The 25,884-nt window shown below is 59.0% G+C and carries 15 protein-coding genes; 5 read left to right on the top strand and 10 right to left on the bottom strand.

Annotated features, from left to right (window positions below):
• Positions 1–51 precede the first annotated feature (51 nt).
• From VE934_RS03400 to VE934_RS03390, 3 genes are all read right to left on the bottom strand, one after another.
• Positions 52–3,381 carry a PAS domain-containing protein gene (locus tag VE934_RS03400; RefSeq protein WP_324884330.1) on the bottom strand — a complete coding sequence of 1,110 codons (3,330 nt, stop codon included), beginning with the start codon at positions 3,379–3,381 and terminating at the stop codon, positions 52–54.
• Positions 3,344–5,242: a 7TM diverse intracellular signaling domain-containing protein gene (locus VE934_RS03395; RefSeq protein WP_324884328.1), complete on the bottom strand. Its 1,899-nt coding sequence runs from the start codon at positions 5,240–5,242 to the stop codon at positions 3,344–3,346. Before VE934_RS03395 ends, VE934_RS03400 begins: the two co-directional genes overlap by 38 nt.
• Positions 5,243–5,375: 133 nt before the next feature.
• Positions 5,376–5,810: a DUF3597 domain-containing protein gene (locus tag VE934_RS03390; protein ID WP_324884326.1), complete on the bottom strand. Its 435-nt coding sequence runs from the start codon at positions 5,808–5,810 to the stop codon at positions 5,376–5,378.
• Between the two features lie 232 nt (positions 5,811–6,042).
• Between VE934_RS03390 and VE934_RS03385 the strand changes: the two genes are divergently transcribed.
• The 3 genes from VE934_RS03385 to VE934_RS03375 all read left to right on the top strand — a co-directional run bounded on the left by VE934_RS03385 (position 6,043) and on the right by VE934_RS03375 (position 10,333).
• On the top strand, positions 6,043–6,846 hold the full coding sequence (locus VE934_RS03385; RefSeq protein ID WP_324884324.1) for a M48 family metallopeptidase: 804 nt from the start codon (positions 6,043–6,045) through the stop codon (positions 6,844–6,846).
• Positions 6,847–6,997: 151 nt separating this feature from the next.
• Positions 6,998–8,197 carry a cation:proton antiporter gene (locus VE934_RS03380; protein WP_324884322.1) on the top strand — a complete coding sequence of 400 codons (1,200 nt, stop codon included), beginning with the start codon at positions 6,998–7,000 and terminating at the stop codon, positions 8,195–8,197.
• Positions 8,198–8,482: 285 nt separating this feature from the next.
• Positions 8,483–10,333: a sensor histidine kinase gene (locus tag VE934_RS03375; protein WP_324884320.1), complete on the top strand. Its 1,851-nt coding sequence runs from the start codon at positions 8,483–8,485 to the stop codon at positions 10,331–10,333.
• Between the two features lie 50 nt (positions 10,334–10,383).
• Here the strand turns inward: VE934_RS03375 and urtE are convergent, their stop codons facing one another.
• The 5 genes from urtE to urtA all read right to left on the bottom strand — a co-directional run bounded on the left by urtE (position 10,384) and on the right by urtA (position 16,858).
• The gene (gene urtE, locus VE934_RS03370; RefSeq protein ID WP_324884318.1) at positions 10,384–11,076 is read right to left on the bottom strand and encodes an urea ABC transporter ATP-binding subunit UrtE; all 693 of its coding nucleotides are present in this window, start codon (positions 11,074–11,076) and stop codon (positions 10,384–10,386) included.
• A 705-nt stretch (positions 11,077–11,781) separates the two neighbouring features.
• Positions 11,782–12,663: an urea ABC transporter ATP-binding protein UrtD gene (gene urtD, locus VE934_RS03365; RefSeq protein WP_324884316.1), complete on the bottom strand. Its 882-nt coding sequence runs from the start codon at positions 12,661–12,663 to the stop codon at positions 11,782–11,784.
• Positions 12,660–13,778 carry an urea ABC transporter permease subunit UrtC gene (gene urtC, locus VE934_RS03360; RefSeq protein ID WP_324884314.1) on the bottom strand — a complete coding sequence of 373 codons (1,119 nt, stop codon included), beginning with the start codon at positions 13,776–13,778 and terminating at the stop codon, positions 12,660–12,662. The genes urtD and urtC overlap by 4 nt, the downstream gene beginning before the upstream one ends.
• Before the next feature lie 2 nt (positions 13,779–13,780).
• Positions 13,781–15,355, bottom strand: coding sequence for an urea ABC transporter permease subunit UrtB (gene urtB, locus VE934_RS03355; RefSeq protein WP_324884312.1), 1,575 nt, complete (start codon positions 15,353–15,355; stop codon positions 13,781–13,783).
• Positions 15,356–15,568: 213 nt separating this feature from the next.
• The gene (urtA, locus tag VE934_RS03350; RefSeq protein ID WP_324884310.1) at positions 15,569–16,858 is read right to left on the bottom strand and encodes an urea ABC transporter substrate-binding protein; all 1,290 of its coding nucleotides are present in this window, start codon (positions 16,856–16,858) and stop codon (positions 15,569–15,571) included.
• Positions 16,859–17,313: 455 nt separating this feature from the next.
• Between urtA and VE934_RS03345 the strand changes: the two genes are divergently transcribed.
• Positions 17,314–17,796: a hypothetical protein gene (locus VE934_RS03345; protein ID WP_324884308.1), complete on the top strand. Its 483-nt coding sequence runs from the start codon at positions 17,314–17,316 to the stop codon at positions 17,794–17,796.
• Positions 17,797–17,824: 28 nt separating this feature from the next.
• On the opposite strand, the gene VE934_RS03340 is transcribed toward VE934_RS03345, so the two are convergent.
• Positions 17,825–19,240 (bottom strand): DHA2 family efflux MFS transporter permease subunit, encoded by a 1,416-nt coding sequence (locus VE934_RS03340; RefSeq protein WP_324884306.1) that lies wholly within the window; start codon positions 19,238–19,240, stop codon positions 17,825–17,827.
• A gap of 223 nt (positions 19,241–19,463) precedes the next feature.
• On the opposite strand from VE934_RS03340, the gene VE934_RS03335 reads away from it, so the two are divergent.
• On the top strand, positions 19,464–20,450 hold the full coding sequence (locus VE934_RS03335) for a response regulator (RefSeq protein ID WP_324884304.1): 987 nt from the start codon (positions 19,464–19,466) through the stop codon (positions 20,448–20,450).
• A 199-nt stretch (positions 20,451–20,649) separates the two neighbouring features.
• On the opposite strand, the gene VE934_RS03330 is transcribed toward VE934_RS03335, so the two are convergent.
• The gene (locus VE934_RS03330) at positions 20,650–25,839 is read right to left on the bottom strand and encodes a PAS domain S-box protein (RefSeq protein WP_324884302.1); all 5,190 of its coding nucleotides are present in this window, start codon (positions 25,837–25,839) and stop codon (positions 20,650–20,652) included.
• Positions 25,840–25,884 lie beyond the last annotated feature (45 nt).

The following is a 25,884-nucleotide window of genomic DNA, read 5'->3' as shown; positions in this document are numbered from 1 at the left end:
GCCGCGGAAAGAATCAGCCTGTGCACACCAAATTATTACCGCATACCGTGCTCAGGTTTCGTCGCCGGGGACCACAAGCTTGACGGTCTCGAGATGAACCCGCACGCTTTGTATCAGCTCCTGCGCCTTGTCGGGGGTCAGGCTCGAGGCCCCACGCTCGATGGTCTTGCCGACGCCGGCTGCCCACTGGAAACCATAGACAGCGAGGCTACCCGCCAGTTGATGCGCCGCGCGCCGCAGTTCCTCCCTGTCTCCCGCCATAGCGGCTTGGTCCATAGAGTCCAGTAATTGCCGTCGCGAAAGCAAAAAGTCCGTCATCAGACTGGCCAGATCCGGGTCAACCTCGACAGTGGCCGGTGCGGTTTCCGAACTCGCGTCCTCCCTTGGCGCCGCTTCAACATTGGCTTTGCGCCCATGGTCACGCAGGGTCTTCTGAATCAGGTCGCGCGTGACCGGTTTGGTCAGGTAATGATCAAAGCCAGAGGCCAGGCATCGTGTTCGCGTTTCGTCATCATCATGCGAGGACAACACCACCGCAAAACATCGGGGCATTCCATTCGCAACTTCCTGTTGACGCAGTTTTCCAATTGCCTCCAGCCCGCCCATGATGGGCATGTCCAGATCCATGAATACCACGTCCGGTTTTTCCTCCAGCGCTACCTCCAGCGCCACGCGGCCGTTGAAGGCAGTGAACACCTTCAACGGTGGTGTAGGCAGGAAACGCCGAACAATCAGCAGATTAAATTCGTCATCATCCACCAGCAACACTGTCGAAGCGGGCAAACTGCCCATGCCCAAGGGCTGCGGGTGATCACGCCTTTCGCTGGCATGCCGGAGAATCGCGGGGACCTTGCCGACTGGTGCTGCGCGCAATGTGACCGACAAGGTGGTGCCCTCAGATGCCGAGGTCTGCATGGTCACGTCGCCGTCCTGCACGCGCGCCATGAGCCGCGCCGAATATGTCCCCAAACCTGTCCCGCTGGCTTTGCCCGCCGTTGCGTACTTGACAAAAAATGCACCACGGACTGCCTCAGGCACCATGCCCACGTTGTGGATATGCAGCGCGACTTTGCCGCTTTCCTCGATTGCTTCAATCGAGGCCGTAACGACGGCGCCCTCGGGCGAGGCTTCAACGGCATTCTTGAGCAGGTTGGCAATCAGTGAATAACACAGCAACTCCTCCGCCCAGGCGCAAGCCCGGGTGGCGCTTGACTTGATTCGGAGGCTTACGTTTTTGGAAGCGGCATGACTGTGAATGTCCACCGCCACCTTGTCAAAAAGATCCACAAGATCCACAGCGTCGGGCCGGAAGATATAGCCGCCCTGCTCCATTTTGTACAGGTCCAGCGACAGGTTCACCATGCTCAAAATGCGATAACCCGCACGCTCCACGATGCCAAGCAACTCGTCGGCCTCGCGCGTGAGTTGCCTCTCCTCGCGCAGCAGCCGGGGAACGGCGATGATGCTGTTCAGAGGTGTCTTGATGTCATGCCGTGCTATGCGCTCGACCTCTTCCCGTAACCTCACGTTTTCCTTGAGTGCCTCGTTTTGCTCCTCCAGCAGCATGGCCTGCGCGCGCAACATTTCATCCTGCTCGCGCCGTTCGCTGATGTCGGTGATGGAGGCTATGAACTGGGCGGTGAGGCCTTTTTCATTGGTAATGGACACGCCCATGCCCTGTACCCACACCCAAGAAGCATCCGCACGCTTGAGGCGATAGTCAATGCGGTCGTGGTAGGCCATGGCACCTGGCTCGCGTTTTGCAACGATGTGTTTTCGGAACTCACTCGCCACGCGACCCTTGTCGTCAGGGTGAATCATGTCGAAATAATCCGGCCACGCTGAGGTGTCAGCGTCGGGGGCGTGACCAAGAATCTCGCGCAGCCGCGGCGAGTAATAACCGGTGCGAGCGATCGCATCAAAGTCAACAATGCCCGCCTTGGCCGCCCGCACAACCAGCTCAATGCGTTTTTGTTCCGTGGCCAGGGCTCGCTCGATACGCCGCCGTTCAGTCACATCCTGCGTGGCCACAACCACGCCCACAGCTTCGTCACGGGCATTCAACATGACCGTGCGCATTTCGGTGTACTCGCGGCCCTCAAAGTGAACGTCTTCGGTGTAGAGGGGCCCATCTGTGCCCTGTTTCAGTGCCGCAGCATCCAGCGCTTCGACGCGCTGTGCTTCGTTCAGCTCAAACGCCTCCGCGGCGCCATGTCCAATGGCATCTTCCCGACGCTGGCCGTAGTAGCGCTCCCAGGTCCGGTTGGCAAAGACGTAACGGCCGGCCGGGTCGCGCATGGACAACGCCAGCGGCAACGCGTCAACCAGATCATTGACAAATTTCATGCGGTCGGCCAGCTGGGCGTGGGATGCCAACAGGGCTTCCTCCTGAGCCCGGCGCTCACTGAGGTCGATGATGGCGGCGATCCAGCGCACCGCAAACCCGGCCTCGTCGCGCACGGCTATCCCGCTGACCTGCACCCACGCGGAACTTCCGTCCGCCCGCATCACACGGTATTCGTCCGGCGAATAGAACTCGCCACGAGGGCCCTCCGGCCCTTTGCCCTTGATAAAAGCGACCCACCGACGCGTGATGCGCTCCTGATCGTCGGGATGAATCATGACCTTGAAATAGTCGGGCCAATCGGTGGTATCGGTGTCAGGCGGGTATCCGCGAATTTCCCGGAAACGAGGCGAGTAGTAGGTCTCGTGCGTTTTCCCGTCCCAATCAACAATTCCAACCCGTGCACCACGCACAACCAGGTCCAGACGGCGCTGCTCGGTCCGCGTCAGTTCCACCTGGGCACGCAGCGCCTCCTCCTGCTCGTGAAACGCCGTGACGTCCAGAAACGAGGTGATAAAGCGTTGGGTACGACCCTCATCGTCCACTTGCGAAATGCCTTCAGCGTGGATCCAGATGTAGCTGCCGTCAGCCCGGCGCAAACGGTAGGCCATTGGCGCTCCCGGTTCCTGTTCCGTTCCCGGGTTTTTCTTGCGCGAGATCATTTTGCGAAACTGCTCGCGGGACGCCTCGCGGTCATCGGGATGCATCATGTCAAAAAGACTGGGCCATCGGGAAGTATCCTCTTCCCCCGGATAACCCAGCATCTCCTTGAAGCGCCTCGAGTAGGTCACCACATCCTTCTGTGCGTCCCAGTCGCCAAAACCGGCCTTGGTAGCCCGCACCAGCAGTTGCAAGCGGTCCCGCTCTACAGCAAGCGCCTGCTCCGCCAGATGTTTTTCGTGCATGTCGATGCTTGCAATCAACACGCCGATGATCTTGCCCTCCGCATCCGCCATCACCGTACGCGATTGGGAATATCGCCGGCCCCTGAACGTGTTCTCACGCGGCCCCAGTGTGGCGCCCGGCCCCAGCGCCATGGCGGCGCGGTCCAGAGCCTCGATAAGCTGAACCTCGTTGGGGGGCGCGCGCTCGCGCAGGGTCTTGCCAAATCACATCCTCGCGCTTGACGCCAACGTACTGCTCCCAGGTCTTGTTGACAAAGAGATAGCGGCTTTCAGTGTCCCGCAGGGCCATGCCGACAGGGACGGTGTCAAACAGGTCAGCAATGAACTTGGCATGATTGGAGAGCGCCATTTCATGGCGCTTGCTGTCACTGATGTCAATATATGTACAGATGAACCGCAGGGTCCTGCCATCCGCACCGATGAGCGCTATGCCCTCAGCATGTACCCAGATGTCACCTCCGTCGGCCCGGCACATGCGGTAATCGAGTGCCCGGTGATGGCGCGTTGTGCTCCAGGCGCTTCTGTCACGCAACTCGTCTACAAAACTCTGGCGGACACGGTCTCTTTCATCTGGGTGGACAAGATCAAAAAATGGCGGCAGTCCCGACGCAGGCGTATCGGCGGGATACCCGAGCATTTCCTTGTACCGATCTGAATAGTTGACAACGTCGGAAATGGCGTCCCAGTCCAATACTCCTGCTTTGGTGGCCCGAACCAGCAAATTGGTACGCTCACGCTGTTCAATGGAACGAAGCTCTTCGGCCGCAAGCGCGCGGGACATGCGCCGCGCCAGGGTAATACCCGGCGCAAGTGCAAAAATAAGGAAGCCAAAGGGGGTCCAGTAGCCCGCCTGAAGCGTTCTGAAATATGCGACGTCATGGGCCACTGCAACCGTCATGGCCGCCAGCCCACCCAGGAGGACCAGCGCACTGCGTCGGCCTTTCGCCCAAGCCACCGCCAGAACATACGCGAGATAGATGCCGACGAGCGCCACGCCAGCGATCAGACCGGGAACCATCAGCGTGAAGGTACGTGCCGGGGTCAAAAGTACACCGACTATCGCGGTTACCGCAATCAGCTGGATGACCCGTTTCGGCAATTCCCGGAACTCGATCGGAAACAGCGAATGGACGAACAAGGCAAACAAAGCGGTCCCGGCGCAGTAGTTGACGAACAAGACTTTGAGATAGGCATCCCAACCCCATGGTCCAACCACTGGCAGCAGCAATCGCTCGCCTGACAGCGCGATGACCACCCCCGTTGAAAGACAGTACAGCCCTAGATAGAGTGGTGCTCGCTCGCGGCGCCGCCACAAGAAAAACAGAATGGGCAAAACCCCCATCAGGACGACGCCGGTCAATGCTGCGGCATCGCGGATCAGTCCCCACTCGCGGCGGTTTTGCATGTGCGCCGCAGTGCCAAGCTCCATTGCCCTGACCATGCCGCCCCGACGGTGCTGAAAATTGGAGACGTGGGCCGTGATCTGCATGGGACAGGACGGCACCCCCAGGGCGACATACTGCTGGCCGATAGCGGCGCGGGTTTTACCACCGTCAATACCTGGGGCGCCTTGATGAGCAACCTCCTGGCCGTTGACATACAAGCGCATGGCGCTGTGCTGGTTGGGAATAAAAAGACTTAATGCCTCGGCATTTTTACACTTGATCTGAAGGTGGTAGGTGCCGAATCCGTCGGAGCCCAAAACCGCGCTCCCGACCGGGTAGCCGTGCCATGCGCCTGGAACTTCAAGGACATGGCTGGTTGCCCGCCCCGCAGCCAACCCTCGAGGCGGCTCAAATATCTGCCAATTGAAAGCCCATTCGCCAGAGAGGCGAACGCTACCGTCCCGCTCAAAATTCCACGCTTCGAGATCAAGCACTCCAGCTCGCGCTGAGTGCAGTGGCTGAGGAACCGGGCCCTGCGCTGCAGCCATTCCAGCTGACAACATCAAAGCAAAAAGATACGCCCAAAACGCCCGCAGGATGAGTTGCATGCGGGGAGGATACGGGAATACAGCAGGACCTCAAAGTCCTGTTTTCCCTCCGTCGACCGTCTAACGGTCCCGGCGGGCGTAGGCGAAACATAAAACCCGGAGGGCATGGGGAAGCAAATGCCTCCCCTCAGACTCAATCTTGCAGTTCCGCGGGAACCTTGCCGCCATTGGCAGCCAGCTTTTTCATCACCTGTTTGTGCAGCCAGATGTTCATGGAAGCGCTGTCGCTCATGTCGCCGGTGTAGCCCAGCTCGTTCGCCAGCTCTTTGCGTTCACCCAGACTGCTGTCCAGTTTGAGCAGTTTCATCAGGTCAACGATGGAAGTTTTCCAGTTAAGCTTTTCAGGGTTGTTGCTTGCCATGTCATTCAACAAGGCCTCCACATCCACATCGGCCATGGACGCACTGCCGGCCCCTGCCGTAGCGGCGGCGCGCGCTGCTGCATCGGATGCAGCCGTCGCCGCTGCAGCATCCGCTGTGGACAGCGAACCGTCTGCGGTGGCTGCGGGAGGTGTTGCAGCGTGGGCTGAAGGGAAAATTTTGGCAAATATTTTGCTGAGAATGCTCATGGTGAATCCAGAAGTGAAGTTAGATGTCTATGGTGCGCCCCCGAGAAAAAGCATGACGGAGGAATCCAGCCTGATCGCGTGTGGGAGAAATGCGCTTTGTGCGCCTCAAAGAATTGAAACAACCCTACAGTTTTGCTTTGCCCCGTCCTACCCCTGCAGCAGCGAGCCGACAGACAATAAGGGGCATCATTAACCCCGTACATCCTGCAAAACCAACAATCACGAGACACGCATGAAACAATACCTGACCCCCGTCGCTCTGGCTTTGACCCTTTTGATCACCGCTTGCTCAAGTACCACGGAAAGCGGTTCCGTTGGTGCGTCGCGATCACAGTTGTTGCTTGTGTCTTCAGCCCAGCTCGACCAGATGGCCGTGCAGAGCTATAACAAGCTAAAGGCCGATGCAGCAGCCAAAGGAGCGCTTAACACCGACGCAGCCATGTTGGCCCGCGTACGCGCCATTGCAGCCCGCATACAGCCACAGACTGCCGTCTTCCGGGCGGATGCGCCGCGCTGGCAGTGGGAAGTCAACCTGATCAACAGCGAACAGGTCAATGCCTTTTGCATGCCCGGCGGAAAAATCATGTTCTATACCGGATTGATTCGCAAACTCAACCTGAGCGACGACGAAATAGCGGTGGTGATGGGCCACGAAATCGCCCACGCATTGCGCGAGCATTCGCGCGAACAGGTGTCCCAGGCCGCTGCGGCCCAGACAGCCATTGGCATCGGCACGCAGCTCCTGGGGCTGGGCGGCGGCACTACCCAGTTGACGGGCGCGGCCTATGAGGCGCTTGTGGCCACACAGTTCAGCCGCTCGCATGAAAATGAGTCTGACCGCATTGGCCTAGAACTGATGGCGCGGGCTGGCTATAACCCGCAAGCCGGTGTGAGTCTTTGGCAAAAAATGGCCAGTGCCGGAAGCGCGGGGGGCGGTGGCTTCCTCAGCAGCCACCCCAGCGACAGCAGCCGCGTCCAGCAAATTCAGTCCTTGCTGCCAACGGTGATGCCGCTGTATCTGGCAGCGCGCCGCTAGCCTGTACACCGTCCGCGCCTGCTGGACGGTTTCAGCGAGCGGTCCGCTCATGGCCCGCTGCGTACTGCATAATTCGCGCTCTTGGCAAACCGGCCACGCCGGTGTATTTGCCCTGTCTTGAAAAGCACATTGGGCCGCTATGCACTCCGCCATGACCACCACCGAAATTTATTTGATCGCCATGGCGATCATCTTCACCGCTCCCTACCTGATCTGGCGGGTTTTCAAGACCGACTATTACGCGCCTCTGGTGGTGGTGCAAATCATTGCAGGCATCCTGCTGGGCCCTGGCATCCTCGGCAAGGTGTACCCGGACTACTACGCCTTTGTGTTCAGCGCACCGGTGGTGCAGTCGCTGAACGGCGTCGCCTGGTGGGCCGTCATGGTGTTTGTGTGGATTGCGGGCATCGAGCTCGATCTGAAAAAAACCTGGACCCATCGGCGTGAAAGCAGCATCACCGCTGGCCTGGCGCTGGGCACACCGCTGCTGGCGGGGTGTGCGGTGGCGGGGGGCATGTTGATGTTCGACGGCTGGGTGGGCCCGCAGGGCATGCGCTGGCAGTTTGTGGCAGGGGTAGGCATGGCCTGCGCTGTGACCGCCTTGCCCATCCTGATCTTGCTGATGGAAAAACTCTCCATCCTGCGCCAGCCCATTGGTCAGCGCATGCTGCGCTACGCCAGCCTGGACGACATCGCCATCTGGGGAGTGCTCGCCCTGATTCTGATGGACTGGGAGCGCGTTGGCCGGCAAGCCGGTTTTCTTGCGGCGTTCGCAGTCTTCAGCTACCTCTTCCGCAAATTGATGGTCTGGCTGCCGGAGCGTGATCGGTGGTATGTGGGTCTCATCTGGCTGATCATCTGCGCTTTTGGTGCTGACTGGGCGGGCCTGCACTACATGGTGGGTGCTTTCCTGGCTGGCGTCATCATGGACGGCGAATGGTTCAACCAGGATCATATGGATCAGTTGCGGCACAACGTCCTCCTGGTGCTGATGCCCGTGTTTTTCCTGAGTACGGGTTTGCGCACCAACTGGTCAGTAGGCGGCGAAGCTGTGTTTGTGGCCGCTGCGGTCTTGCTGGTGGCCTCGGTCGGCGGCAAACTGATTGGAACGCACATTGCAGGCCGGATGCTGAAGTGGGCCCCGGGTGAGAGCTCCATCATGGGTTGGCTGCTACAGACCAAGGGCCTGATCATGATTATTTTTGTCAATATCCTGCTAGATAAACAGATCATCACGAACGAAACCTTCACCGCCCTGTTGCTGATGGCGGTTGCCAGCACCATGCTGACAGTGCCGGTGGTGGCACCCAAGCTTCAGCGCATGAAAGAGATTATTTTCAGGACGAAGTGAGTGGACTTGACATCCCGTACCTGAGCCGGGATCCACGTCAGATAGGCGGCTTTCCAGCACGACCCGCGTGGGCTGAGGGGTCAGGCCCGGAATAACGGTCTTGTGGTGTCGTCCTGCAGCGTACCGTCTGAACCACAACAATTTCGGCATCGCTTTGACAAAGCCCAAGCTGCCCCGGAAAATTCGTTCTATAGTGCGCGAAATTGGCGCACACTGGATCATGCTCTTCTCCACAAACGCCCCTCAACGCAAGTGCGCACGCGTGCCGGGCGCTCTGCCACCGCCATGACGTCACCAGCCGTGGTGATGGGGTTGCGGGCGCGCATCATTTTGCTGGTGGCGCTCGCAGCGCTGCTGCCGGCCACGGTCGCCATGGGCTTCCTGTTCAAACAACGCGACCATGACATCGCCCACGCCAAGGACAACCTCGCCGCCCTTGCGCGCGGCGCGAGCAATGAACTGCGGGTCAAAATTCAGGGCACCCACCAGTTGCTGTTCGGCCTTGCCCGGTCCCGCAAGCTTGACGTGGATGAGCGCGACGCCTGCTCGGCCTACCTTGCCGAAGTGCTGAAACAGCATCCGCAATACACCGGCATCCTTACGATCAAGCCGAATGGCGATTTGCACTGCGACTCGCTACGCACCGGCCGCAAGCTCAATCTGACCGACCGCGCCTATTTCCAGCAGGCCATGGAGTCCACGGCACCAGCGCTGGAGGCGGTCTTTGGCCGTCTCACCGGCATTGGCGTGGTGCAGGTGGCCCACGCCTCGCGCGACCCACAAGGCAAAGTGCGATTCGTGCTGCTTGCATCCATCGATCTAAACCAGTTCTCGCGTGAGCTTGCGGCGGCGCAGCCATATTCAGATACGGCCATCACCCTGTTTAACCGAGCCGGTGTTGTGCTGACTTCGGGCAGCACGCGCGCCGGGGGACCAGGCGTCGGCCGACCCACGCCAGGAGTTTCTTTAGCCAGTACCGAACTCGGCCGATTCGCCATCAACGGGAATAACGGCGATACGGCTGAGTTCGCTGGCCCGGCTGGCGTGCAGCGGGCTTGGGCTGTGGGTACACTGCCGCAGCCTTGGGATGCGGGCATCCAGATCACGCTGGGGGTGCCTACCCGGGACCTGGCAGCCCACACGGAGCGTCACGCACGGATCGTCCTCGCGGGCGTCATGGGAGCAGCGATTCTGGCACTGCTGCTGGCCTGGGCGTTTGGGGAGCTGGGAGTCCGCCGCCCGCTGGGCCGGATCATGGAGGGCACAGCCCGGCTCAGGAACGGGAACCTGGATGCCCGCATCGGCCCGCCCTACCCGCGCGGCGAAATCGGCGATCTGATGAAGACCCTGGACGACACGTCCAACAAGGTTCAGGTAAATCAGCAGGAAATTCAACAACTTAATGACGGACTGGAAGAACACGTGCGGGTCCGCACGGCGGAGCTTGAAACCGTCAATCAGGAACTGCAGGCTTTCTCGTACTCACTGGCGCACGATCTGCGCCAGCCGCTGATCACCATCCACGGGTTCTGTGATCAGCTGGGCAGAACGTTGCAGTCCGACGCAAGCGAGCAGCAGAACCACTACCTGAAGCGCATCCAGGCGAACGTGCGCAAGATCGCCGAGTTGTCGGACGCCATGGCGTCACTGGCCCGTCTTTCACGCCCACAACTGGAGAGCAGCGCAGTGGACGTCAGCGCGATTGCTGGCGCCGCGCTAGCCGCCTGCCAGCAGCGCGACCCCGACCGCGTCGCCACCCTCCGCGTCCAGGCGGAAATGAAGGCCACTGCGGACCCAGCCATGCTGAAGCTGGCCATTGATCATCTGATCGACAACGCCTGGAAGTTCACACGTGAACGAGCCAGCACGGAAATTTCGGTCGGTTGTGCAGACGATCCTGATGGCACACAGGTCTTTCATGTCAAGGACAACGGTGTCGGGTTCGAGATGGCTCATGCGAGCAAGCTGTTCAACGCCTTCCAGCGCCTGCATCTCGTGGCTGATTTCTCCGGCACCGGGATCGGTCTGGCAAGTGTGCACAAGATCATCACGCGGCATGGCGGGAAAGTCTGGGCAAACTCCACGCCGGGCGAAGGCGCCACGTTCTACTTCACGCTGCGAAACGCAAGCACGTAGCACTGGCGGCCGCAAGGACGCTCCGCGAGCCCATTCCGGGATGACAAAATTCAGATGGCAACCAGCTGCCGCACTTTGTTGGCCTGCATGTCTTTGCCCTGACCCCGTGCGATGAATTCCCCGCGTTCCATCACGAGGTAGTCGTCTGCCAGTTCTTCGGCAAAGTCGTAGTACTGCTCCACCAGCAGAATGGCCATATCGCCACGGTCAGCCAGCATGCGGATGACACGGCCAATGTCTTTGATGATGCTGGGTTGAATACCTTCGGTTGGCTCATCAAGTATCAACAGCTTAGGCTTAGCCGCGAGTGCGCGCGCAATCGCCAGCTGCTGTTGTTGCCCGCCAGACAAATCACCACCACGGCGGTTCAGCATCTGCTTCAACACCGGGAAGAGTTCGTACAACTCGGCCGGGATCGGTGTGCTGGCACTTTTGTAGGCCAGGCCCATGCGCAGGTTTTCTTCAACTGTTAGTCGGGCAAAAATTTCACGGCCTTGAGGTACAAAGCCGATGCCGGCTCTGGCTCGTTCGTAGGGTGTGGCGGTCTGGATCTGTTTGCCGTCGAAGTCAATGCTGCCAGTCTTGATGGGCACGAGTCCCATCAGGGACTTGAGCAGCGTCGTTTTGCCTACGCCGTTGCGGCCGAGCAATACGGTGACCTTGCCGAGGTGGGCTTCGAGACTTACGTCGCGCAGGATGTGGGAGCCGCCGTAGTACTGGTTGATGTTTTTGACGTTTAGCATGGGATAGCTCTCCTCAGGCTTATGGTGGAGTCGAACGGCTGCGGCGGTGCGGGACAAGCCGGGTCTCGCCCCGGCAGGCGACTCACTTTCTCTTGCTTCGCCAAGAGAAAGTAAGCAAAGAGAAGGCGACCCGATGGTCCGGGTCCCTTCGCTTCGCTACGGGCAACCTGCGGTGCTCGGTAAAAGCGGGGTCTCGCAGAACTCGCCTTCGGCTCAGACAGCTGCGAGCCCTGATCCGCTTTGACCTGCGCTCCTCGGCCCAGCCCGACGGGATTGGAGGAGAAGGGCAAAACCAATACAAAACCCAATTCGGGGAGGCAGGGACGCGCGAAGCGCGTCCTTGCCGGAGCCCGATCCCGATTCCGATTCCGATTCCGTTCCCAAACCCCTTCTGTATGCGCCGAGGAGCGGAGGTTCAGACGGATCAGGGCTGGCGTTGTTTGAGCCGAAGGCGAGTTTAGCCAGACCCCGGCTGAACCGAGCACCACAGGTTGCCCGCAGCGAAGCGGAGGGACGCAGACAGCAGGGTCGCCTTTTCTTTTGCTTACTTTTCTTTTGGCGACGCAAAAGAAAAGTAAGTTGCCGCCGGGCAACCCCCGGCTAGTTGGCAAACTACCGCACCCTGAATGTCGAGGGGTAGTCAGCAAACATGGGCCCCGGATCAAGTCCGGGATGACGAGAAGCTCACCTCCAGCGGCAAAGAGTTCAGCGCCCAAGATAAACCTCAATCACCCGTTCATCCGCTTGGACCTGATCCAAAGTCCCCTGAGCCAGCACCGACCCATCACACAACACCGTGACGATTTCCGAAATCGTCTTGATGAAACTCATGTCGTGCTCCACCACCATCAGCGAGTGTTTGCCCTTGAGCGTGAGAAACAGCTCGGCCGTGCGAGCGGTTTCTTCATCAGTCATGCCTGCCACCGGCTCATCGAGCAGGAGCAGCTTGGGGTCCTGCATCAGTAACATGCCAATCTCCAGCCACTGCTTTTGCCCATGGCTCAAGTTGCCCGCCATGCGGCCCACGCTATCAGCGAGATGAATCGTCACCAGGATTTCAGCTAACCGGTCGCTTTGCATCGAGTCAAGCCTGAAGAACATCGATGACTTCACGCCTTTGTTGGTCTTCAAGGCGAGCTCCAGGTTTTCAAACACTGTGAGTTGCTCAAACACCGTGGGCTTTTGAAACTTGCGGCCAATACCTAGCTGGGCGATCTGCGGCTCGGTGTGGCGCAGAAGATCGATCGTGCTGCCGAAGAAAACTGTGCCTTCGTCAGGCCGTGTCTTTCCGGTGATGATGTCCATCATGGTCGTTTTGCCGGCGCCGTTGGGGCCGATGATGCAGCGCAACTCGCCCGGCGCGATGTCGAGCGAAAGTTTGTTGATGGCCTTGAAGCCGTCAAAGCTCACGCTCACATCTTCCAGATACAAAATGCGGCCATGCGTGACATCAACCTCACCCGGGGTGGCAATGCGGCCTATGCCTGCGTTGCGCCCACCGGATGCGGTGTTGGATTTGTTGGCCGCCAACGCCGCACGGCGTTGCTCAATGCGCTGTGCGCCTTCCTCAAGAAGATCGGGGGTCATTTGGCGTCTGCCTTGCGGAGTTTTTTCAGGAGGCCAACCACGCCGTTGGGCAGAAACAGCGTGACCGCAATAAATAGCATGCCCAAAAAGTACAGCCAGTACTCCGGATAGGCGACCGTCAGCCAGCTCTTCGCACCGTTGACAATGAAGGCACCAACGATGGGGCCTATCAGCGTCGCGCGCCCGCCCACCGCGGCCCAGATCGCCATCTCGATTGAATTGGCAGGGCTCATTTCACTCGGGTTGATGATGCCGACCTGCGGCACGTACAGTGCACCTGCAATACCGCACATCACGGCCGAGATGGTCCAGATGGTGAGCTTGTAGCCCAGGGGCGAATAACCGGAAAACATGACGCGCGTTTCCGCATCGCGAATGGCCTGCAACACGCGGCCAAACTTGCTGCGCACCAGCCATTTGGCAAACAGGAAGAAGCCGAGCAACGTGAGACCGGTCAACACAAACAGACCCATGCGCATGCTGGGCGTGGCAATCGGTGTATCCAGAATGCGCTTGAAATCCGTGAAGCCGTTGTTACCGCCGAAGCCCGTTTCGTTGCGGAAGAACAAAAGCATGGCTGCAAACGTCATGGCCTGGGTAATGATTGAAAAGTACACGCCTTTGATGCGTGAGCGAAAGGCAAAGTAGCCAAAAACGAAAGCAACGATGCCGGGCACCAGCACAATCAAAAACAGCGTTGCAACAAAGCTGTCGCTGAAGGTCCAGTGCCAGGGCAGCTCTTTCCAGTCAAGAAACACCATGAAGTCGGGCAGATCGCTTTTGTAATTGCCATCGCGGCCGATCTGGCGCATCAGGTACATACCCATGGCGTACCCACCCAGCGCAAAAAAGAGACCGTGCCCCAGCGACAAGATGCCGGTATAGCCCCAGATCAAATCCATGGCCAGTGCCACGATGGCGTAACACATGATCTTGCCGACCAGAGCCACGGCGTAAGTGCTCATATGGAACATGCTGGTCTCGGGAACCAGCAAGTTGAGCGCAGGGGCCAGCGCACACACAAGCAGCAGCGCAACGATAAAGGCGCTCAATCCGGCACGCGTAAACAGAGGTCCTTTGGATGGGAGAACCACGGAGGAAATTGGTGTACTCATGATCATGCCTCCGCCGAGCGGCCCTTCATCGCAAAAATACCTTGCGGCCGCTTCTGGATGAAGATGATGATGAGGACCAGCACCGCAATCTTGGCCAGCACTGCGCCGGTCCAGCCTTCCAGAAATTTGTTCAAGATGCCCAGGCCCATGGCCGCATAAACAGTGCCGGCCAGTTGGCCCACGCCGCCCAGCACCACCACCATGAAAGCATCGACGATGTAGCCCTGACCCAAGTCCGGGCCCACGTTGCCGACCTGGCTCAGCGCGCAACCGGCCAGACCTGCAATGCCCGAGCCGAGAGCGAACGCGTAGGTGTCCACTCTCGCCGTGTTCACGCCCATGCAGGAGGCAATCGGCCGGTTTTGCGTGACGCCGCGCACAAACAGACCCAGCCTTGTTTTGCTGATCAGCCAGGCCATGCCCAGCAGGACGGCAATGGCAAAACCGATGATGACCAAGCGGTTGTAAGGCAAAGACAAATTGCCCAGTACCTGCACGCCGCCACTCATCCACACCGGGTTTTCGACACCCACATTTTGTGCGCCGAAAATCGAGCGCACCAGTTGCTGCAACATCAGGCTGATGCCCCAGGTCGCCAGCAGGGTTTCGAGTGGCCGGCCGTAAAGGAAACGAATCACGCCACGCTCCAGCGCGGCGCCCATCAAGGCCGACGCCATGAAGGCCACCGGCACGGCGGCCAGCAGATACCAATCAAAAAATCCCGGTAGGTACTTCTGAAACAGACCCTGCACCACATAGGTGGCATAGGCACCAATCATCATCAGCTCGCCATGCGCCATGTTGATGACGCCCATCAAGCCGTAAGTAATGGCTAGTCCCAGCGCCACCAGCAGCAGGATGCTGCCCAGGCTGATGCCGCTGAACACAGCACCGAGTTTGTCACCCCAGGCCAGCGCAGATTCGACCTTGCGCAGCGAGGTCTGCAACGCGCTCTTGACTTCCGTGTCTGTCTCCTCGCCCAGACGCGCAATCAGCACGGTCTTGCTGATCGGGTTGTTGCTACCGGCCAGGCGCGCAGCTGCTTCCAGCCGTTTGGTTTTGTCACTGCTGCCCAGCAAGATGGTGGCCCGCACCATCTCCAGTTGGTCCTTCAGCGCGGGCACACTTTCTGCCGCGTAGGCTTTTTCAATCAGGGGCAAGCGTGACTCGTCGCTGCCAGTGGCCAGCACCTTGATCGCATCTGCCCTGACTTTTGCGTCTTTGGATAACAGCTTGAGTGCCGCAAGGGCAGTGTCCAGCTCGCCGCGCATCATGTTGTTGTTGATCACGTCTTCGGCGTCGTCGGGCACCTTCAGCTCTGCGCCGGTGGCGGGGTCAAAACCCTTGTCGTCCTTGATGACAAATACCTTGTCGCCAGCGGTCTTGACGGCATCGTCGGCCAGCGCCTGGATAAAGGCGGCGGTTTTTTCGTCGGAGTTGGCGGAGGCTTTGTTCAGCGCTTCGACCCGCGCTTCAGTTTCACCCAGCGCCATGCCTCTGGCCTCGTCCGGCGTAAGCGCGTGGGCTCCAGCCGCCAGGAGTAATGCAAGTGCTGCGAGGAGAGTTCGAATCATCATCATTTTGAAGAACCTGTAGGGTGGGCACGGCGACCCGCACATGCGGCCCGCGGCGGTGTCCAGGCTGCAACTTCCTTTGAAAAACATCTTTTGGTCATGCACCGTGATAGTGCAAGAACTGGACCAGACCAAAAAAAGCCGCACCGGTCTTGCAAACCAGGTGCGGCTTGCGCCGCAGGCCCCTGGAGACTCCAGGGGCCAGGCGGCGGCGGCTTACTTGGATGCCATTTTTGCCGGCTCGTCAGGCTTCTTGTCGTTGCCTTCGATGAACGGGCTCCATGGCTTGGCTTTCACCGGGCCAGGTGTCTTCCACACCACGTTGAACTGGCCGTCAGCCTTGATCTCGCCGATGAACACCGACTTGTGCAGGTGGTGGTTTTTCTCGTCCATCTTGGAGACGATGCCCGACGGTGCCTTGAAAGTCTGGCCAGCCATGGCGGCGATGACTTTGTCGGTGTCAGTGGACTTGGCTTTCTCGACAGCCTGCTTCCACATGTTGATGCCGATGTAAGTCGCTTCCATCGGGTCGTTGGTCAAAGGCTTGTCCTTGTGACCGGCGATACCTTTGGCCTTGGCGTAGTCAGACCATTTTTTGATGAACTCGGTATTGGCCGGGTTCTTGATCGACTGGAAGTAGTTCCAGGCAGCCAGGTGGCCGACCAGCGGTTTGGTGTCCACGCCGCGCAGCTCTTCCTCACCCACGGAGAAAGCAACCACCGGCACGTCCTTGGCCTTCAGGCCCGCATTGCCCAGCTCTTTGTAGAAAGGAACGTTGGAGTCACCGTTGATGGTGGAAACCACAGCAGTCTTGCCACCAGCGGAGAATTTCTTCACGTCAGCCACGATGGTCTGATAGTCAGAGTGGCCGAACGGTGTGTATTTCTCGTCGATGTCCTTGTCAGCCACGCCTTTGCTTTTCAGGTAAGCGCGCAGGATCTTGTTGGTGGTGCGCGGGTACACGTAGTCTGTGCCCAGAAGAACCCAACGCTTGGCGCCACCGCCGGCTTTGCTCATCAGGTAGTCAACGGCTGGAATGGCTTGCTGGTTGGGAGCTGCGCCCGTGTAAAACACGTTCTTGGACAGCTCTTCGCCTTCGTACTGCACAGGGTAGAACAACAGGCCATTCATCTCCTCAACCACAGGCAACACCGACTTGCGGGACACCGAGGTCCAGCAGCCGAAGATCACGGAAACCTTGTCCTGACCCAGCAGCTGTTTGGTTTTTTCTGCAAACAGGGGCCAGTTGGAGGCCGGGTCCACGATCACTGGCTCAAGCTTCTTGCCCAACACGCCGCCTTTGGCATTGATCTCGTCGATGGCCATGAGCACGGTGTCTTTCAACACGGTTTCAGAAATGGCCATGGTGCCCGACAGGCTGTGCAAAATGCCAACCTTGATCGTGCCACCCGACTGGGCATGGGCGGGCAGAACCGACAGGCCCGCCAGGGCGACGGCGGCTGTGAGCGCCTTGAGGGTAAATCGGCGTGAATTGAGGCGTTGCATGTGTAGCTTCTCCGTTAGGTGGGTAAATCGCTTGTCGTTCTGCACAAGCCGACAAGGCTTTTACAAAACGATGAGGCGATTCTGTAGACCCCTGGCGCATCGGCAAATACGCCGGGTGGCGTATGTAGGAGTAGACCTACATCTTTTTGCTCCGAAATTAATAGCGAACAATCGCCGTGTTCATTGGGCAGGCGGTCATTTTGATCCTTAAACCCTCTGCCTGCAGCGCACCTTTGCGGCTCAAAGGGTGTCAGGAAAATTATTCAAGAAGAAATCGCTCATTCCCCCTGGATCGTGGCCATAGTTCGCTATTAAAGTAATAGCAACGGAGGACGCAAAGAAATGTGTCGCTGCGGTGGCATCCGGTAAACCTGCGAAACACCGCGCAAGGGCACTGGCGTCATCCAGTTGTTTGGGTTTGAATGTCCGATGTCTTACTTTCAAGGGTCATCAACATGACGCCACCCCGCAAACCCTCTCCGCCATCCGCTCTTGCATTAAGTGGCTTGTCCAAGTCTTACCTTCAGCTCGCCAGCCTGCTTGTATTGGGAGCCGCTGCAACATTGATATCGCTCGGTGTAAACGCCCAGTCGGCGGGGACGCCTGCATCGCCCGCGGCAGCGCAAGTTCAGGAAGCATTCCCCGTAATTTCAAAGGCCGCGAAGGCCGCAACGCCTGCAGAGCCTGCCAAACCAGTCGCAGCCAAATATTCAGACCGCGACATTGATCGGGCATTTGGCTACATGGATGCAAACCGCGACGGCAAGCTGAGTCGTGAGGAGGCCTCAGGATTCAGGAACGTGGCCAAGTATTTTGATCTCGCAGATACCGACAAGAACACCGTGCTTAGCCGGGACGAATTTGCAAAGGCGCTAAATCGCAAGAAGCCCGCGGTCGCTACAACTCCGGCTGCGCCTCAAGCAGCCGTCAAGCAGTAGGCATCACGCCCTCTTCCCCTGGCCTGGCTCAGGCGCCAGACTTCCTGGTCCGAAGAAGGGCGCCGCCCAGCACCGCTGCAGCAGCGGCGAACACGGCTCCGATCAGGAAAGCAAGCTGGTAGCCGCTGTTCAGCGCCGCAGTAGCGTCCATGCCGTGGGCAAGCAGGGATTGCGTGCGAAATGCTGCAAGGCTGGCCAGCACTGCCAGACCGAGCGCGCCGCCCATCATGAACGCCGTGTTGACCACACCGGAAGCAACGCCTGACTGGTCGGGCCCTACATCACTCATGGCCGCAAGCAACATCGGGTTGAAGGCAATGCCGGCGCCCAGACCGAGGAGCAGCATCCCCGGAAGGATGTCAGCAACAAAACGCCCATTCAACGGCGCCTGCGAGAAAAGCGCCAGGCCCAAGGCCCCCATGAGCAAGCCGGCACACAGTGTCCATCGGATACCGAATCGCAGAACAATGCGCGCCGAAAGGCCCAGGGAAAAAACCGCCATGATGAGATTGGCAGGAAGAAAGGCCAATCCCACCTGCATGGCGCTGTAGCCCAGCACCAGCTGCATGTAAAGCGCCGAGATAAAAAACCACGCAAACATGGCCGCCGCCCACAGCACGCCCAACACGTTGGCCGTCGCGACATTGCGCAGGCGAAAAAGACTCAAGGGCATCAAGGGCGTTTGCACACGCGACTCGATCATCAGGAAGATGAGCATCAAGACCGCTGCGGCACCCAGCAAACCGAGGGTTCGTGCAGACGTCCAGCCGGCTTCATTGCCGTTGACGATGGCGTACACCGCGAGCATCAATGAGGATGTCACCGTGACAGCGCCCCCCACATCAAGGCGGGCGCGTGTCGCCGGCCCACTGCCACCGGGAAGGAGCAACAGGCAGAGCGCAAATACCGCTGCACCAATCGGCAGGTTAACCAGAAAAATCCAGCGCCAGCTCAAGGCATCGGTTAATACGCCACCCAGCAAAACACCTATGCTGCCGCCGCCCGCACACACAAAACCATACACGCCCATGGCTTTGGCACGTTCGGACGGCTCGGTAAACAAAGTGATGATCAGCGACAGCGCGATGGCCGACACCACAGCGCCACCCACACCCTGCACCGCGCGCGCAACGATCAACACAAGCTGCGAGTTGGCCAGGCCGCAGCCGAGTGACGCCAGGGTAAAAAGTGTCAACCCAAAAAGGAAGACCCGCCTGTGCCCATACAGGTCACCCAGCCTGCCACCCAGCAACAAAAAACCGCCAAAGGTCAACATGTAGGCGTTGACCACCCACACCAGTGAGGTCTCGGTGAATCCCAGGTCCGAACGGATGGACGGCAGGGCAACGTTCACGATGGTGGTATCAAGAACAATCATCAACACACCAAGGCAAAGAACCGTCAGTGCCCACCAGCGCTTGCGGCTGTCCATGTCTTCCCTCATCAAATCCCCCTGTAGAAAATATGCCACTTTACAGGGGCGTGCGATCCCACCAGTGAGTTACACACCCACCCCTTAACAAGCAGCCAACGCAAGACTCTCGTTTGACGTGATAACCCAAAAGGCTTACGCTGCGATCGTGTGTTACCCCAGATTCAGCGCTATTCGGCGCAGGTAGCACCCAAAAGTAAACGGCGTCCAAAATTCACTTAGGTTAAAGGCCTGCATGCATCCCGACCGCGCGCCAGCCGACGAGTTTGTCAATCAGCGGCTGGAACCCATCGTGACCCGCGCCCTGCAGCGGTTTCGCGCGCTCTTGCCGGCAGAAGTTGGGCTGTCGCTGAGCCTGACGCACGACGACCCCGGCATCCGCGCCAACGCGGACCGTCTGGAGCACGCCCTTCTGAGCGTTTTCATTGTGGCCTGGCAGTCTCTGGGAAAGCTGGCTACCCAGATCATTGTGGAAATGAATGAAGTTGTGCTGGACGACGTTGTGCTCGACGATGATGCGGCCAAGTTGCAAGGCGGTCTGCCGCCCCGGCGTTACGCACGTCTGGTGGTCAGCAACAGCAGCCGAATGTCCATAGGTCCCGACCACACGCTGGCGCCCGCCCCGTCACTGGTGGACGACAAGCCGCGGGGTGCTCATCGGCTTCCGCTGGTCGAGGTTCACGACATCATTCTTCAGCATTTGGGCATGTTTACGGTGCTGCCAGAGCCCGGCAAGGGAACTGCTTTTGATATCTACCTGCCAACGGCCATGCCCGTCGAGGAATCGGCATTCAACGAACTGGCACTGGCGGTCAAGCATATTTTTTATGTCGATGACTACGAGCCCATGCGGACACTCGTCAGCGAAACACTGCCGGACGCAGGGTTCAGGGTCACCTGTTTTGAGTCGGCGAAAGACGCTCTGGCCGCCCTGCAAAAAGGTGCGTCGCCGTGCGACCTGGTCGTAACCGACTACCGGCTCAAGGGCTCCTCGGGCGTCGAGCTGCTCAAACAAATCAAGCTGGTCCGCAACTATCTCCCCGTCATCCTTATTTCCGGCTACGTTGACAGTGCGCTGGAGTCCAAGGCTCGGGAGGAAGGAGCGGCGCTGGTGATCAGCAAAACCAGCGATCTCAGCGACCTGTGTATTGCCTTGCACAAGCTGCTCGGTCACACACCAAGCCCGGCGCTGGTGAACTATTCAGAGTGGGGTCGGCTGTAATTCGCGGCGAACGCTGAGACCGGTGGATCATGAGCCGTGAGCCGTGAGCCGTGAGCCGTGAGCCGTGAGCCATGAGCCATGAGCCATGAGCCATGAGCAATGGGGCTGGCACCAACCGAGCCTTATCGGATGCCTGCTATTGAATAAATAGCAACTCTCGCCCGTCTTTATTGGGGAGAACACTGATTTGTTCGCAAATCTAGCCGCTGCGCGAGATCGTATAGCGACTCTGGCTAAGAACCCGCTGCAAGGTTTCCAGCAACTCAACGTTGGAGGTCTGCGCCTTCAAAAGCACAGCGGCAGCACGTCCGCTCTGCGCCCGGTCTACTTCAACGGCCGAGAACACGACCACGGGAGGGGGTCTGTCCAGTGCCTCAATATCAGAGAGCAAGTCCCAGCCCGAGCCGCCTGGCAATGTCAGGTCCAGCAGGATGAGATCAAATTTCTGGTCGAACAAACGGGCGCGTGCCTCGCCAAGCGTCGCAGCAAACTCAAACGTGGCAAAGTCCTGCGCAATGGCCGCAGTGATGCGCTGAATGTCGAGGTCATCCTCCACATGCAAGATTCTCGGTTTGCCCACGGCCATTCCGTCAATGGCGCGGCGCAGTCCCAAAATCAACAGATTTTCATCAATTGGCTTTTCGAGCCAGTCCGACACGGACAGAGGCTGGTTATTAAGCTGGATCTGGCTCTCCCCGGCAATGGCCGAGACGACAACAATGGGAAGGTCGCGGGTATGTTCCTGGCGACGCAATGTGCTGATGAGCGCTATTCCGCTCTGGTCTGGCAGCTGAAGGTCTACTGTCATCGCGGCATATCCACCCTGAGCCAGATGGGAAAGCGCCTGGGCCCCGCTGTACGCCATGTCGGCGTCGAAGCCGCCCTTGTCCAGCATCATGGCAAGCAGGCGTGCGATGTCGCGGTCATCCTCGCAGATCAGAATGCGCGGGCGATCAGATTTCGGTCCGCCCACTGTCGGGGCTGATTCCGGCTGCACTTTCCACTCGGGAAGCTCAAAGAAAAAGACGGTGCCGACCCCAGCCCCTGTCGTGAACCCAATGCTGCCGCCCAGCCGCTCAATAATGGCACGCGAAATATTCAGCCCCAGCCCCGTACCGCCCTTCTGGCGCGTATCAGACGAGTCTGCCTGGGAAAACTTCTGGAAAATCCGGTTGCGGAATTCTTCCGGAATACCGGGACCACGGTCCCTGACTTCGACCCGAACGCCTATGCCACCGCGCGTCACGTGAACCTCTACAGCTTCGCCCGGTGGAGAGAACTTCATCGCATTGGAAAGCAGATTGGTAATCACTTGCGTCAGGCGATCGCCATCCACATTTACCTGCAGTTCGTCATCGGGGAAGTTCAGGGTCAGGCCCACGTTTTGCGCAGCCCCAAAGCCCTCCGTCGCTGCAAGTGCCTGAACCATCAGTGGCTTGAGTTCAATGACCTGAAGCTCCAGGCGCATCTTGCCGGATTCGATTTTCTCGATATCCAGAATGTCGTTGATCAGCCGGATCAGACGCTCGCAGTTGTTCTTGGCGATACCCACCAGCGTTTTGACCGCATCGGGTAATTGCCCTGCAACACCGCCCGATATAAGCCCCAGTGAACCGCGAATCGACGTCAGCGGCGTCCGCAGCTCATGGCTGACTGTTGAGACAAACTCGCTCTTCATTCGGTCGATGCGCTTGAGTTCAGTGATATCTGTAGCGAGGGAGAAAAAGCCGATGACATCGCCTTCGTCCTCGCCATCTCCGTAACGCGGGAAATAGTTGACCACGTAGTCCCGATGATCTCCACGTGGAGTTTTCTGGGTGCGTTCGTACACGACGGGATAACCCGTCAGCACCTCTTCAACCCGGGAGCGCACAACCTCATAGAAGGTTGGCCCCATGACTTCCAGAAGCGTTTTCCCGTCGATCTGCTCCGGCAACAAACCAAAAGCTTCTTCATAGGCGCGATTATGGAAACGAAAGCGCTGATCCACGTCCACGTATGCGATCAGGGCCGGCACGGTGTCGGTGATCTGGCGCAATTGGGATTCACTGGCACGAAGCGCATCACTCACGCGGTGCATTTCCGTGTTGTCGCGACCCGTTCCGCGGTAGCCGGTGAATTTTCCAGACGCATCAAAAATGGGCACGCCGCTGATGGTGACGTAACGAATATTCCCGGCACTGTCCAGCCGGGTGACTTCAAAATCACGGAAAATTTCGTGCCGTTCCAGCTGCGCCTTGTGTGCCTCCCATACGCTTTCTTCCATGTTGACGTGGTCAAGCTCCCAGCGGGTTTTGCCTATGGCATCGGTGCGGGTGGCCGAAACGAGGTGAGCATGTGTCATGTCGCCAGAAATCTGGATAAAGCGGAAGTTTTCGTCCTGCTCCCAGAACCAGTCAGAGGACAGCTCGGTCAGCGCGCGGAATCGTTCTTCACTTTCCCGCACGGCACGTTCAGTTTCCTTGCGCTCAGTGATGTCCTGCACCTGGGAAATGAAATGCAGCGGTTTGCGGTCTGAGTCCCGCACCAGCGAGCAGGTCAGATAACCCCAGACAATGCGCCCGGACTGGTGGATATAGCGCTTTTCCCACTGGTAGGTCTCGATCTCGCCGGCCAGCGCTCTCTTGCGCTGCAAGACGTCCCATTCAACATCATCTGGATGGGTGATTTCCTGCACCGTGCGCGACAACATTTCCGCCTCAGAGTAGCCCAGCATCTGGCAGAAGGCGCTGTTGACACGCAACCGCCGGGAGTCAACCCCGATGAGCGCCATGCCGATGGCGGCATGCTCAAACGCACTGGAGAACTGCTGATCACTGACCGACAGAGCGTCGTTGTCCGTACTGATAAAGCTGCCCGCACCATCACCGATGGCCGACTGGGCGGACCGCGGCACATGGGCAAGCGCGATGCGTGGCTCCTCGTCAAGGGCTTCTGCGCCACCCGCTCTCTCGCCGGGGTCATTGCCCAGCGTGAAGTAAAAGGTCGTCCCTTCTCCCACAACGGACTGCGCCCAGATCTTTCCGCCATGGCGCGTCACAATGCGATTGACCGTTGCCAGGCCGATCCCGCTTCCCGCAAACTCCTCCGGAGAATGAAGACGCTGGAACGTCCCGAACAGTTTGTCGGAGTAGGCCATGTCAAAACCCGCGCCATTGTCTTTGACAAAGTAGACGGTCTGCTGGTCAGGGCCTGTCAGTTTTCCAACCGAAATTTCAGCCTCGGGCTTTTTGGACGTGAACTTCCACGCATTGGCGATCAGGTTTTCCAGAACCTGCCGCAACAACGAGACATCCGCCCGGACCACGAGCCCAGGCTCTACCGTCACGCGAACGTTCCGCGCACTGTCATTTTCCGACCATTGCTTGAGCACACGGGCGGCTTCGGCGCTCAAGTCAACCTTGTCCCAGGTCAGGCTGGTGCGCGAAAGCTGGGCAAGTGACAACAAGCCGTCGGTCAGCTCGCCCATGCGCCTCACGCCGCTTCGCATACGCGCCAGATAGTGATGGGCACGCTCACCGGAATCGGCAGGGACCGCCTTTTGCAGCAGGGCCCCGTAGCCGTCGATGGCGCTCAGGGGCGAACGCAAATCATGTGCAACCGAATACGAAAAGGCTTCAAGCTCCTTGTTCGCCGCCTCGAGCTGCGCGGTACGGCGCAAGACCCTGTTTTCCAGATCGACGTTGAGCCTGACGATTTCGCTCTCGGCACGTTTGCGTTTGGTGATGTCGGTGATGGTCGTGACATAGCCGGTCGGCGGCTTGTCCGCCACATCAAACAGCGGCTGCACGTTGATCAAGGACCACAAATCCGTTCCGTCCTGCTTGCGGTAACGGACCACCGCATTTGTTTGTGCCTTGCCCGTGCGCATGGCGACAATGTTGGGCCGCTCGTCGTCGGGCATCAAGGTGCCGTCTTCCCGCAGCATCTCCCACTCGGGCGTGGCCAGAATCAGCCCCTTCATCTGGGCCAGTGTTTTACCCAGAATACGCTCTGCACTGGCGTTGCACTCGACAATGCGCCCGTCAGCGTCGCGCAACACCACGCCCTCGGCAAGCGCAGAGACCACCGTCCTGAAGCGCGCCTCACTTGTGCGTAGGGCCGTCTCGGTTTGCTTGCGCGCCGTTACATCGGTGCCAACGCCGCGATAGCCGGTAAATCCACCGGCACCGTCGATCATCGGCTCGCCGCTGATGCCGAAAATGCGCACCGTCCCTGTTTCAGGGTCCACATACTCGTAGTCAAAGTCTCTAAAAGTCTCGTGGCGTTCAAGTTGGGCACGGTGCCGAGCCCACATCTCGCGGTGTGCAGGGTTGGGATCTATTTCCCACCGCGTTTTACCAACGACATGACTGACCATGCTGCGTAGCTGATCCGTCGTACCGCCCGCCATCTTGGTAAAGCGGAATTGCTCATCCATTTCCCAGTACCAGTCCGAAGAAAGATGGGTCAGACTGCGAAAGCGCGCCTCGCTATGCCGTAACCTGGCCTCAGCAGCGAGCCGATCTGTGATTTCCTCAGCCGTGACGAGGACATGCGTCAGTACGCCATTGGCGTCCCTGAGCGGAACCTTGCGCATATGAACGTGGATCAGGCCGCGATTTTTTGTCGGCACCGTGCGGTCGGGGAAGGCCTGCATCTCGCCCGTCTTCATCAGCTCCTGGTCGGCGGCATACATCTGATCAGCCATGGCTTTGGGCCAAAGGTCATGGACGGTGCGTCCCAGCGCTTCTTCACGGGTCAGCCCGTAGAGGGCCTCGGCAGCCTTGTTCCACACCAGAATCCTGCGTCCGTCCTCTCCCATGGACTTTAGATGGACCGCGACCGGAATGTTGTCGACGATGTCATCCAGGAAACGCGAGGAGCGCGCTTGCGCATCTTCGGCCTGACGTGATTCAGTGACCTCCCGTGTAGTGCCCCGGTACCCCAAAAATTTCCCGCGGTCCCCGAAAATGGGCACACCACTGACCGAAAAATAGCGGCGACCCTGCCCTTCAATGTCCCGCAGGTACTCAAAATCGCGAAACGGTTCATGGGCATCAAGAACGGCGCGGTGTTCGTCCCATGACATGCTCAGCGGAACGATGCCGGACAAACCCCAACGAAAATTGCCGACCGAGTCGCCCAATACAGGCTTGTCAAGCTTGTTCGTACCCACTTCGGTCGCAAATTTGGTAAACCGATACTCGGCGTCCTGCTCCCAGTACCAGTCAGCCGAGATGATTGCAAGGCTGCGCAGGCGCTGTGCTTCGTCCTGAAGCTCTTCCATGGCGCGCTTGGTCTCGGCAAGTTCCTGCATGAGCGCTTTATTGGCAAAAACCAGCTCTTGCGCGTCAGCTGCAGGGGCAGATGCGGACGCTGCCTTGGACGTGTCGTTCGGCTTCACCATGTCACCACTCCCGGAGGAGGCTCGTCGCTACCAACCGAGCGCCCG

It is taken from the genome of Polaromonas sp. (assembly GCF_035638815.1).
GTDB lineage: Bacteria > Pseudomonadota > Gammaproteobacteria > Burkholderiales > Burkholderiaceae_C > Polaromonas.
The sequence above is the reverse complement of the archived record's forward strand: the minus strand, read 5'-3'. Positions and strand labels throughout refer to the sequence as shown.